10 protein-coding genes are annotated in these 12,320 nt (G+C 60.2%); all 10 read right to left on the reverse strand.

Annotation, left to right across the window (positions count from 1 at the left end; genetic code table 11):
* Positions 1-13 precede the first annotated feature (13 nt).
* On the reverse strand, positions 14-877 hold the full coding sequence (locus DDIC_RS05690; RefSeq protein ID WP_136399544.1) for a homocitrate synthase: 864 nt from the start codon (positions 875-877) through the stop codon (positions 14-16).
* Positions 870-1,814 (reverse strand): homocitrate synthase/isopropylmalate synthase family protein, encoded by a 945-nt coding sequence (locus DDIC_RS05695; protein ID WP_136399545.1) that lies wholly within the window; start codon positions 1,812-1,814, stop codon positions 870-872. Before DDIC_RS05695 ends, DDIC_RS05690 begins: the two co-directional genes overlap by 8 nt.
* Before the next feature lie 81 nt (positions 1,815-1,895).
* Entirely contained in the window at positions 1,896-4,619 is a 2,724-nt protein-coding gene (nifB, locus tag DDIC_RS05700) for a nitrogenase cofactor biosynthesis protein NifB (RefSeq protein WP_136399546.1), read from the reverse strand.
* A gap of 73 nt (positions 4,620-4,692) precedes the next feature.
* A complete protein-coding gene (gene nifE / locus DDIC_RS05705; protein WP_136399547.1) occupies positions 4,693-6,120 on the reverse strand; it encodes a nitrogenase iron-molybdenum cofactor biosynthesis protein NifE in 1,428 nt (475 codons plus the stop codon).
* Between the two features lie 62 nt (positions 6,121-6,182).
* Positions 6,183-7,547 carry a nitrogenase component 1 gene (locus tag DDIC_RS05710; RefSeq protein WP_136399548.1) on the reverse strand — a complete coding sequence of 455 codons (1,365 nt, stop codon included), beginning with the start codon at positions 7,545-7,547 and terminating at the stop codon, positions 6,183-6,185.
* Between the two features lies 1 nt (position 7,548).
* Positions 7,549-9,138: a nitrogenase molybdenum-iron protein alpha chain gene (gene nifD / locus DDIC_RS05715; RefSeq protein WP_136399549.1), complete on the reverse strand. Its 1,590-nt coding sequence runs from the start codon at positions 9,136-9,138 to the stop codon at positions 7,549-7,551.
* Positions 9,139-9,149: 11 nt separating this feature from the next.
* Positions 9,150-9,527, reverse strand: a complete 378-nt coding sequence (locus DDIC_RS05720; RefSeq protein WP_136399550.1) for a P-II family nitrogen regulator — start codon at positions 9,525-9,527, stop codon at positions 9,150-9,152.
* Positions 9,528-9,536: 9 nt separating this feature from the next.
* Entirely contained in the window at positions 9,537-9,860 is a 324-nt protein-coding gene (locus DDIC_RS05725) for a P-II family nitrogen regulator (protein ID WP_022659259.1), read from the reverse strand.
* Positions 9,861-9,887: 27 nt separating this feature from the next.
* Positions 9,888-10,709 (reverse strand): nitrogenase iron protein, encoded by an 822-nt coding sequence (gene nifH / locus DDIC_RS05730; protein WP_136399551.1) that lies wholly within the window; start codon positions 10,707-10,709, stop codon positions 9,888-9,890.
* Between the two features lie 784 nt (positions 10,710-11,493).
* The gene (locus tag DDIC_RS05735; RefSeq protein ID WP_136399552.1) at positions 11,494-12,258 is read right to left on the reverse strand and encodes a class I SAM-dependent methyltransferase; all 765 of its coding nucleotides are present in this window, start codon (positions 12,256-12,258) and stop codon (positions 11,494-11,496) included.
* Between the last annotated feature and the right edge of the window lie 62 nt (positions 12,259-12,320).

Raw genomic sequence — 12,320 nt, forward strand, 5'->3', positions numbered from 1 at the left:
GTATTTTGCGCCACTATAAGCCAAAGGGGCGGGTGCCATACCCGTACCCCAGATGCTTGCCCCAGCCGTTCATGGATTTTTGCGGCAGCAGCGTGGCCGCAAGGCGCTCCAGTTCCAGGGCCTTGCGGGCGTCTACCGCGCAGGACGTATTGCCCAGCCGCCCCGCAGCCGCCGTAAAGGTGGCCAGACCGCAGTTGCCCGCCCGCTCGCCAATGCCCCACAATGTGGTGTTGACGTAGCGCGCCCCGGCATTGACGGCCATGAGGGAGTTGGCAACGGCCATGCCAAAGTCGTTGTGCGCGTGAATTTCCACATCCACGCCAGTTTCGCGCAGCATGCGCACGGCCCGCCAGACCTTGTCGGGCGTGTAGCAGCCCACGGTATCGCTGAGGCGCACGCGCACAACCCCGCATTGCCGCGCGGCCCGCGCCGCTTCGCGCAGCTGGTCTGGCGAGGCGTGCGAGGCGTCTTCAAAGCCCACGGTCACTTCCGCCCCACGGCTTGCGGCCAGAGCGACGCATTTGGCCAGCGAGGCCAGCACTTCGGCGCGGGTGGTTTTGAGTTTGTCCTTGATCTGTCGGTCAGAGACGGGACAGCACAGGTGGATGATGTGGGGCGAGCAGTCAAAGGAGTGGCGCACGTCGCTCTCGCGCAGGCGGTTCCAGGTAGAGATGCGGGCCGTGGCGCAGGCCTCGCGGATGGAACGGATGGTAGCTTTTTCGTTTTCGCCCATGGCGGGAACGCCCGCCTCAATCTGGTCCACGCCCGCCTCGTCCAGCATGGACGCCAGGCGTATCTTGAGGGCGGGGGCAAAGGCGAAGCCCGGAGCCTGCTCGCCGTCGCGCAGGGTAGTGTCGACAATAATGATCTCAGGCATGGCCCACCTCCGCAGAAGCCGTTGCACCCGAAAGACCGCAACAGTCCGTTCGGGCAGAAGACAAGGATTCGGGGGGATGGCATGTGTGACACAGGTCGAGAAACTGGGCGTCGCTCAGGCTGCACTGCTGGCTCTCGGCCAGCTGCTGAACTTTTTCGAGTATATGTTCTTCCGCCTCGCGCGGCAAGGTTAAACCCATCTGGCGGGCCTTGAGACGCACGGAAACACGACCGGAATGCTTGCCCACCACAATGTGGCGCTCAAGACCGACGGTGGCTGGCGGATACGGCTCGTAGAGCAAGGGTTTTTTGGCGATGCCGTCCACATGAATGCCGGATTCGACCGCAAAAACATCCGTGCCCAGCACTGCCTTGTGGCGGGATATGTCAAAGCCCGCCCGGGTCAGCAGGGCCGTGGCGCGGGGCAGCTTTTTAAGGTTTGTCAGGCCGGTGTCGAGCCCCTGGGCGTGCAGGCTCAGGGCCACTTCTTCCAGCGCAGGGCCGGCGTCGGGGCCGTGCAGGGCCGAGCCGCCAATGCATCCCGCCACGCGTGGGCCGCCCTTGAGCAGCCACATCACCGCCAGGGCCGTGGCGCAGCCCGAATGATCGCCGGGGCAAAATTCCACGGTATCCCTGATGGCGGCAAAGCGCGGCCACAGGTCTGTTTCAAAGGTATAGAGCGCATCGCAGCAGCCGCTCAGCCTCGCCCAGGGGCCGTAAGGGGCCGGGCGTTTGCCCGTACGACGGGCCTTGGCGCTGGCTGCGGCAAACTGCAGGTCAGGGGGAATTTCGACCACAAAACCCATGTGGCGCATGAGGTCGATCCATTCCCCGGCCCAGAGCGCAAATGCGTCAGCGGTCTGCCTTTGCTCCTGCGAGTGCGCGGCTGGCAGCACCCGGTACAGCAGGCAGAGCGTTCTGTCCACCAGTTGAGGCATGGAAATAACCTCTTGGCAAAGTTGGCGTGTGCCCCGGCCTGACCGGTTTGCCTCCGGTCAGGCCGGTGGAATGGGCCGGAATTATCCGCAGAGCGCCCTGGCGGCGTCATTCACGGCCTTGTCCACATTTTCGTAGAGGGTGAACACGCGTATACCCCTGGTCTCAAGCTTTTTGAGCGGGCTTTCGCCAATGCGCAGGGCAAGCACGCCCTTGCAGTCGTCCACGGCGGCCAGAATGCCCGCCATGCGCCCCGCCTTTTCACCGCAATCGTCCATGCCGTTGCAGTAACGGGAGACGCTGCGCGTTTCGACGTAGCTGGCGGCGTCGCCGTCGCTTTCGTAGATGTAGAACTGTTCGGCCTGGCCAAAGTGCTGGTCAACGGTCATGCCGGTCTTGGAGGCAACGGCGATGCGTATCTTGCGGGCCACGGCGTGCTTGGCTTCTTCCACCACGGGGGCCTTTTCGGCCACGGGCGGGCGGTAGTCGATGGACCTGTCGTCGGCCAGCAGGCCCACGGCATCGGCGCGGCACTGCTTGCAGTGGTACATCTGCTTGAGCGTTGGCTCGCAGCTGCGGCGCATGTCCATGAGCTCCTTGTTGCTCACAAGGGGCATGTTTTGAAAAACGCTGCCCTTGACCGGGATGAGCTGCATGATGTTGGTCATTACCGCGCCAAGTTCGCGCGCTGTTTCAACCACCTGCGGGATGTGCCCGTCGTTGATGCCCTTGAGCAGCACAGTGTTGACCTTGCTCACAATGCCCACCTGGGTGAGGGCCCGCAGGCCCGCCATCTGGTTGGCCAGCAGCAGGGCCGCGGCGGTTTCGCCCGTGTAGCGCTTGCCGCGGTACATGGCAAACTTGTAGATCTGCGCGCCAATGGCGGGATCGACGGCGTTGATGGTCACGGTGGCGTGGCTCACGCCGACGCGCTTCATGTCCTCCACGTATTCCGGCAGGGCCAGACCGTTGGTGGACATGCAGAAAGTGATATTGGGGTCTTCCCTGCGGATCATCTCCAGCGTGCGAAAGGTCTCATGCGGGTTGGCCAGTGAATCGCCGGGGCCAGCGATGCCCACAACCGTGAGGTTGGGCATGTCGCGCTTGACCGACATAAAGCGGTCAAAGGCCTGGGCCGGGGTGAGCACGGCTGTGGTGACGCCGGGGCGGCTCTCGTTGGCGCAGTCGTACTTGCGCAGACAGTAGTTGCAGCTCAGGTTGCACTTGGGCGCTATGGGCAGGTGCAGCCGCGCCGAGGTGGAGCAGGCCCCGCAGCTGAAACAGGGGTGGGACTTGGTGCGCTCCGCAATGATGGCAGTGCTGGGGGCCACCAGCTCGTTGAGCGCGGAGGCGGCAACGGGCGCAGCTGAGGCGCTTGCCTGCCCGCTGGCTGGTTCGGCAACTTCAATGTGGGAGGCTTCAGCCTGCATGGAGGCTTCATCCTTGAAGTATTTGTTAAGAAGCTCCTCGCGAAAGCTGCTCTCGGTGTGTTGCAGCATGGCGTTGGCCGTTGCTTCCATCAGGCAGAGCGAGCCGTCATAGAACAACAGGCGCGTGCGTTGCCCGCCGACCCTGTCGTGAATGGGAAAGCCGTACCGCAGCAACGGGACATGGTGGCTCTCCTCGATGCGGCGGCCGTCGGAATTGCCCAGCATGAGGTTGGCCTTGCGGGCCAGCAGCGCGTTTTCAATGCCGGCAAAGTCCGCAAAATTGAGAATGTCAAAGTCGCCGCTGAACTGCGTTTCCGTGGCCTGGGCCATGTCGGGCGCAAGCGTCTTTTCAAACGCGGCGCAACGGCTGCCAGTGGCTGCCACCACGGGCACAGCGCCGTTTTCGCTCGTGGCGCGCACAAGGGCCAGCACCATGTCCGGTTCGCCAAATACGGCAACGCGGCACTGCGCGTTGTATTTGTGCGCATCGATCATGGCGTCAAGGTACCGGGCGCGCTCTTCGCGCACAGCGGCGGGGATGGATCCGCCAAGCGCTTCGAGCGTGGCCACAAAGGCGTCGGTATCGCGCAGGCCCACGGGCAGGTTCATGCGCAGGAGCGGCACGCCCCAGGTATCGCGCAGATACGCGCCGGGCGAATATTCCTCGGGGCAGAAGGGCGAAAGCTCAAGCGTGATCCGCGCCCCGGCCATGCGGCCAATACGCGCAAGCGTCGTGCCGTACTGGGGCAGTCGGTTGTAGTTGTCTTCGTGTCCGCCATCAAGGTTTTGCGAAAGGTCGGGCAGCAGCACGTAGTCAAGGCCGCAGGCGTCCAGCAGCGCTTTGAGCGCCCTTGTGTCCGCCGCCGAGAGGTGCCCGGTGATGATGTTAACCAGGTTGTTTGGCGCGGAATCCATGGGGACGTGACGCACAATGGCGTGCAACGCGCGGAAAAAGCCCTCGTACTGCGAGCCGCCGTAGCCGGGCGACGACACAGGGATGATGGTGGCCGTCACCTCGGGGTGTTCGTCCTTGAACTGCTTGATAATGGCGGGCACGTCCTCGCCGATGGTCTCGGCCAGGCAGGTGGTGGATACGCCGATCACCTCGGGGTTGTACAGCTTGATGAGGTTTTCAAGCCCCTTGAGCAGATTTTTTGTACCGCCGAAAACTGTTCCCTCTTCCGTAAGTGAAGAAGAGGCGATATCTACCGGCTCATTGTAGTGGGTTGCCATGTGCCGCCGAATATAGGTGCTGCACCCCTGCGAACCGTGCAGAATGCTCATGCTCTTGCTGATGCCGTAGAAGGCGCTTACCGAACCCATGGGCATGCACATCTTGCAGGGATTTGTATTCAGGTTGACAAGATTGGCGCTCATTGTCTTCTCCTTTGTTCCAGGCGGCCAGTGGCCGCGGCGGCGGGCAAACTGCGTGCAAGCCGATTACGCTGTGCTAGAAATGTGCTGCTCTTGCGGCCAGTGCCTGGTGCACCAGATTGGCCTGCGCCTGCGCCGCCCCGGCAAATGAGGCGTTGCTGCGCGTGAATTGCCACACAGGGCTGTTGATCGAAAGGTTCACCTCGCGGGTGAAGTTTTCCACGCCTTCAAAACCGCCCAGGGCATGCTTGCGTTCGTGGTTGTGGTCGCAAAAGGCAATGCCGAGCTTGTAGGCCAGGGGGCGTTCCTTGACGCCGCCAACCAGAATATCCGCGCCTTTCTGCTTCATGAATGTTTCAAGCTCCGCCGGGTTGGCGTCGTCCAGTATGACGGTGCCGGGGTTCACCAGGCTTGAAATGATTTCATAATCTTCAGGCTTGCCGGTCTGGGTTCCGACCACCACGGTTTCGATGCCCATCTCGTTGAACTGGCGGATGAGCGATATGGCCTTGAAGCCGCCGCCCACAAAGATGGCGGCCTTTTTGCCCACAAAGTGCGGCTTGTACTGTTCAAGAAAAGCCTCGGCTCTGGCGCCGCGCTCGGCAATAAGGGCCTCGGCCTGACGCCTGGCGTAGTCGTCGTTGAGGCGTTCGGCCACCTGACGCAGGGCTGTGGAGGTGTCCTCCACCCCAAAGAAGCTGGCGCGCATCCAGGGCACGCCCATTTCGTCTTCCATGCGGCGGGCCAGATACATCATGGAGCCTGCGCACTGCACAATGTTGAGCTGGGCAGCCGGGGCCTTGATGAGCGTCTCGTACGCGGCGTCGCCGGTGAGCGTGGCCACAATGGGAATGCCCATTTCACGCAGGTAGTTGCGGATGATCCACATTTCGCCCGCGAGGTTGTAGTCGCCAAGGATGTTGACGCCCTTGATCTTGGGCTGGTCCTTGTGCGGCTCCATAAGCTGCACGAGGGCGTTGCAGGCCATGCGGTAGCCCGTGGACTTGGTGCCCGAAAAACCCGGAGCCTTGACCGCGATAACTCGTATGCCGTGCATTTTTTCGGCATTGCGGCACACGGCCTCCACATCGTCGCCGATGACGCCCACAATGCAGGTGGCGTAGACAAAGATGAGTCTGGGCGCGTAGTTGGCCACAGCCTCGTCAATGGCGCGGGTGAGCTTTTCGGCGCCGCCAAAGATGATGTCTTTTTCCTGCAGGTCGGTGGAAAAACTGTTGCGGAAGAGTTCCGACCCGCTTGTGAGGCTGCCGCGAATATCCCAGGTGTAGCTGGCGCAGCCGATGGGGCCGTGAACAATATGAAACGCGTCGGTAATGGGGTTTAACACCACGCGCGCACCACAGTACACGCAGGCCCGCTGGCTCACGGAACCGGCCACGCTGGCCGTATCGCAACGCAGGCCGTCGCCGCTGCAGCAGCCCCCGCCCTTGTTTCCCTTTTCCTTGATGGACGTGCGGCGTTCTTCAAGTATTTCCATAGCCATGGGAACCCCCTTGGAAGGGCGGGGGGCGTACCCCCCGGCCCTTGTCGCGGCTTTGAGCCGTCTTACATGATCAGATCCATGTCTTCGTCGGCGCAGTTGCGGTCAAACTCGTCCATGAGCGCATCGGCGATTTTGGTGGCCAGCTGGAACGCGCCCCGGTAGCCGACGATGGGCAGCGACGCGTGTCCGTAACGGTCGAGAACCGGGAAGCCGGCGCGAACCAGCGGAATGCTCTCGGCCTTGGCGATCTGCTTGCCGTGCGAGTTGCCGAGCAGCAGGTCAACGGGTTCATCCTTGATGAACTGGTGCAGGTCAAAGAGGTCTTTGGCCGCGAAGGCCTGGCACATATCTTCCTTGCCGTATTCCTTGAACAGGGCCTTGGCCAGCTTGACAAAGGTTTCGCCGGGCGTACCGGTGAGCACGTACTTGGGGACCATGCCAAGCTCAAGGCAGAAGCGGGTCATGCCCAGCACCGTGTCGGGATCGCCGTAGATGGCGACTTTTTTGTCATAGAAGTAGGGGTTGGCGTCGAGCATGAGGTCGAGCAGGCGGCCCCGTTCTTCGTCGATAAGCGGGTCAACTTCGCCGCCGTTGAGGCTGGCCATGGCCATGATAAAGGCATCGGTGTCGGCCAGGCCCATGGGCAGCGGCAGCAGGGTAAAGTCCACACCGCAGCGGCGCTTGAGCTGGGCGGCTGGTTCCGCGCTGGTCAGGCGGCCAAGCGCCAGAACCTTGCGGCACGAGCCCAGAGCGCGGATCTCGTCAATGGTGGTTCCGCCTTCGGGGTACATCTTGTATTCGCCGGTCATGGGGGCGTCCATGACGTTGCTGCAGTCGGGGAACATGATGGACTTGAGCTTCATGAGCGACACAAGGTGCTTGTACTCGCGGATGTCGCCGGGGTTCACAAAGCCGGGGAACACCGCAACGGTTTCGGTGGCCTTGCCCTTGACGGCAAGGTAGTTGATGAAACCGGCCATCATGTTGCCAAAGCCCGTCACGTGCGAGCCGACGTAGCTCGGCGTGTTGCAGTGCACCACGATCTTGTCGTCGGGAATTTCCATGTCGTCGATGTAGGTCTTGAGGTCATCGCCGATGGTTTCCGAGAGACAGGTCGTGTGTACCGCGATGATGTCGGGGTTGTAGACCTCAAAAACGGTCTTGACGCCCTGACGGATGTTGGGGCCGCCGCCGAATACGCACGCGCCTTCGGTAAAGGAGCTGGTGCAGGCGATGGCGGGTTCCTTGAAGTGACGCGTAAGGTAGGTGCGGTGATACGAAACGCAACCCTGCGATCCGTGGCTGTACGGCATGCAGTTGTGCACGCCCAGCGCGGCAAACAGTGCGCCCACCGGCTGACAGGTCTTGCACGGGTTGATAAGAACGCCCGATCTGTTCACATGTGTCTTTGGGGTGAGGTCAAGCATACTATTCTCCCACAGTTCCTTGCAGGGTGGCGCGGTTTTTCCAGGGCGGGGTTACCATGTGCCATGCGGGGGTAAAGTACCCCATGCAGAGGTCGTAACCGAATTTTGCCGCACCCTTGAAACCCGCGTAAGGCCCGCTGTAATCGTAGCTGTGCAGCTGCCGGGAGAGGGTCCCTGCCTTCTGCAGCGCGTACTTGTCCTTGATGCCGGAGAAGAACATGTCGGGCTTGAGAATTTCCATAAATTTTTCAGCTTCGTACATGTTGAGGTCGTCAACCACGTAGGTGCCCTCATCCATGTCGCGCATCATGCCGTGGTACTTTTCAAGCGGGATCTCGGCGGCCAGCTTGTCGTACTGTTCCTGGGTAAGGTAGGCGTGATACTTTTTGTCGTCCTTTTCCACGGTGATGTGTTCGATGTTTTTGCTGTCCGCGTCATCCTTGATGTTGGGGATGACTTCGCGCCCTTCGTAGTCGTCGCGGTGGCCAAATTCGTAACCGGCCAGCACGGTCTTGATGCCCAGGTCCTGCAGCAGGCCCTGATAGTGGTGCGAGCGGCTGCCGCCCACAAAGAGGGCCGCGGTCTTGCCGTTGAGGCGGGCCTTGTACGAGGCCACCTGGTCCTGCACTTCGGCCAGTTCTTCGGCGATAACCTGCTCGGTACGCTGCGCAAGCTCCGGATCGCCAAAGTAGGCGGCCATGTTGCGCAGGCTTTCAATGGTTCCTTCCAGACCGATAAAGTTGACCTTCAGCCAGTCCACGCCGTACTTGGTCTTCATCATTTCGGCGATGTAGTTGATGGAGCGGTGGCACTGCACAAGGTTGAGATTGGCCTTGTGCGAGCTGGCTATGCGTTCCACTTCGCCGTCGCCGGTGAAAACCGAAACCACTTCGTAGCCGATTTTTCTCAGGATGCGCTCCTGCTCCCAACCGTCGCCGCCGATGTTGTATTCGCCAAGGATGTTGACGGAATACTTGGTGGCGGGCTCGTAGCTGCCGGTGCCGATAACGCGCTTCATCAGGCCGTTGTTGGCGATGTGGTGACCAGCCGACTGGCTTACGCCCTTGTATCCTTCGCAGCTGTACGCCACGCAACGGATGCCGTATTCCTTTTCAGCTTCTGCGGCCACGGCCTGAATGTCGTCGCCGATCAGGCCCACGGGGCAGGTGGCGGCGATCATGATGGTCTTGGGGTGCATGAGCTCCATGATCTCGTCGATGGCCTTCTTGAGCTTTTTGGTGCCGCCAAAGACGATGTCCGGTTCCTGCATGTCCGTACTAAAGCAGTACTGGATGTAGTTTGGGGTATCGCCCTCTGCCTTGGCCTTGTTGCGGCGCGTGCCCCAGCTGTAGAAGCCGCAGCCCACAGGGCCGTGGGTAATCAGGACCATATCCTTGATGGGGCCGAGCACAACGCCCTTGCAGCCCGCGTAACAGCAGCCCCGGTTGGTCATGATGCCGGGAATGGCACGCGTGTTGGCTATAATCATCTGGTCTTCCGCAGGATTGACCTTGAGCATGTGCTCCTTGCGGTTTTTGAAGACCTTGGCGTTGTAGCGCTCAAGCACTACTGCGTTGGCGTCAATACTCATACATACCTTCCTTATGCGTCAGCGCGCTCGCCAGTGCGAACCACATAGGATTCTTCCACCGGCATCACAAAGATCTTTCCATCGCCGGGGTGGCCGGTGCTGTTGGCCTCTATGATGGCCTTAACAACTGACTCGACCTTTTCATCGGGAACGCAGATATTGAACAACCGTTTGGGAATCAGCCTGCCCACTTCGGTCAGCGACTCGCCCGCCGGAGTGCGCGGCAGCTCGCCGCTTTCCATAACCATGCGCAACGTGGCGGGATCAATACCCTTTTTTCCGCGTCCCAGGCACTTTGTGCATGAGAATGAGGGACATCCGGCTTTGGACAGGGCATTTTTGGTAGCTGCCACCATGTTGGCTCGAACCATTGCAACTATTTCCTGCATGGGAGCCTCCTACAGGCCGGACTTGCCGCTGCTGATGGTCCAGGCCTCGCTGACGCTTGAAACAAAGATTCTGCCATCGCCAAAGTGTCCGTCGCCGGTTTTGGCCACTCGCAGGATAACGCGGATGGCGTCGTCCTTGTCTTCATCGCTGACCACAAGCATGAGCATCTGCTTGGGAATTTCGTCGTACTGGATGTCGCCCACCATGATGCCCTTCTGCTTGCCGCGGCCCACCACGTCGAGCTTGGTAACGGCGGGGAAGCCCGCTGACAGCAGCTCGGAGAGAACCTCGGTGGTCTTTTCAGGCCGAATAATCGTGCGAATCATCTGCATAGCTGTTCTCCGTATTGTGCTGTTGATTTAGGCGTCCATCAGGCCGTGTTCCATGAGCAGCTCTTCGAGCCGTTCCTGGGAGAGGGGCTTGGGAATGATAAACATGTCGTTGCCGTCGATCTTCTGGGCCAGGGAGCGGTATTCATCGGCCTGTCCGCAGGTGGGGTCGAATTCGATAACGGTCTGCTTGTTGATTTCGGCGCGCTGCACCATGTTGTCGCGCGGCACAAAGTGAATCATCTGGGTGCCGATTTCCTTGGCGACGGCAGAGACGAGCTCGGCTTCGCCATCAACCTTGCGGCTGTTGCAGATGATGCCGCCAAGGCGCACGCCGCCGGTATTGGCGTACTTTTTAATACCCTTGCAGATGTTGTTGGCGGCGTAGAGGGCCATCATTTCGCCCGAAGCCACGATGTAGATTTCCCGGGCCTTGCCTTCACGGATAGGCATGGCAAAACCGCCGCACACAACGTCGCCCAGAACGTCGTAGAACACGTAGTCGAGGTCTTCGGTGTACGCGCCCAGGCGTTCCAGCAGATTGATGGAGGTGATGATGCCTCGGCCAGCGCAGCCGACGCCAGGTTCGGGGCCGCCGGATTCCACGCAGCGGATGCCCTTGAAGCCGTTTTTGAGCACCAGATCCAGTTCGATGTCTTCACCCTCTTCGCGCAGGGTATCGAGCACGCTCTGCTGGGCAAGGCCGCCCAAGATAAGACGGGTGGAGTCCGCCTTGGGGTCGCAGCCGACGATCATGATCTTCTTGCCAATTTCGCCAAGGCCAGCGTTAAGGTTCTGTGTGGTTGTGGACTTGCCGATACCGCCCTTGCCGTAAATTGCTACCTGACGCATGAGAATCCCTCTGGGTTTGATGTTCCCGCGCTCGTTGCGCTTGTCCCTCTTTGTGCAGAAAGCGTGCCGTATGATTAATATACTTATTTTATTGAATAATTTTATAATTTGCCTGTACAATCAATACAAAAATGTAAAAACAGCCATGCAGAAGAAAAATGGCGCTATCAACGTAGTGCAGTAAAATTATTAATCAAATTTCTGCGGCCATTTTTTCGGCCCTTGCGACAATACAAATTTGTCTGAAACTGCCCGTCGTCACTGGGCCAAAACGACAATCGAGCGCATGACCGCAGCTGTGGGGCCGCGCCCACGCTGCCTGCCGTTGCGCTTTTAATCCGCGTAAGCGGCATATGCACAAGCGACACAACAACGCGCAGGCTTGCCCCGCAGACGGTAAACCCCGCCATGCGGCAGGGCAGGGCGGGGCTGGGGCATGCGTGAGTCAGCACTTTGCACTGGCTGTCAGGCAGGCTTGGGCAAGGCACGCGGCATTGCGCCGGTCGGGCGGCGCTGGGAGGGGATTTTGTGTATGTGTGGTCTTAGATGAGCGAGGCGCGGGGAATTTGAGCTAAAATTGTACCAATATACAGAAAAATCTGTTGCGCACGCAAAGCGTGAGTGGATAGTAAAAAAATTAGATATTACAGCTGGTAAACAAATTTGTCAGCCAGGCAGCGGGCCATATTGCAGGTAAAGCTGGCGGCAATGGTTGCGCATGGGGCGGGACGGGCGGATGCAGCTGCAGAAAATCTCGGCAAACGAGTGTCAGCAGCCAAAACCTTCAGCAAATATGCCAGATTAGCATTTCAAGGCTGTAGCTGGTGCGCTCAATATATTGTCCGTCAGCGTTGCGAAAGGCTTCAACGTGCGCGGCCAGATGGGCCATATCCGGCTGTGCGCCCCGTGCAAGCAGGTTTGCCGCGCAGGCCTTGAGCAGATGCTCGCGGCTGTGCGGCACAATCCACTGTCCGTCCACAGGCAGTGCCGTGTGCGCAATGCGGCGGGCCTGCAGCCATGCGCGCATGGGTGGGGCATCGGCAAATTGGGGCGGGCTGACGGCATAGCGCACATACAGGTCGGCCATTACATCCGAGGGTTTGCGCTCGGTAAAGCCGATAAAGACCACCTGCTCAAGGGCACAGGCGTGCAGCTTTTCGCGGGCGGCATCGTCGGTAAGGGCTGGGGTCATGGAGGCGAAAACAATCTGGTACCGCTGGTCATCCGCAAAGTTTTGCCAGTCTGAAACAACGGGCCTGATGTTGTCGAGGCCCTGCGCTGCGGCGTCCTGCATGAGGATGCGCAGCATTTCGTCCGAAATATCCACCGCAGTTACCGATGCCGCCTCCTGCGCAAGGCGGATGGTGTACATGCCGCTGCCGCTGCCCACGTCGAGCACTGTTTTGCCGCAAAAATCCACGCCGTTTTCACGGGCAAGGCGCAGCATGCGGGCCTCGTAGTTGTCGTCTCCCGCTTCATAACGGGGAAATGACGCCGCCCGGCAGTTCCAGAAGTCTCTGGTGGCGTATTTGCTATTGTCGTTTGTCATATGAAATTCCTGGGTGCAGGCGGCAGAGCGCCTGCACCCGTTGGGCTGTAAGCAGATGTCGT

Origin of the sequence: Desulfovibrio desulfuricans, from assembly GCF_004801255.1 — a bacterium.
Taxonomy (GTDB): Bacteria; Desulfobacterota; Desulfovibrionia; order Desulfovibrionales; family Desulfovibrionaceae; genus Desulfovibrio; species Desulfovibrio desulfuricans_C.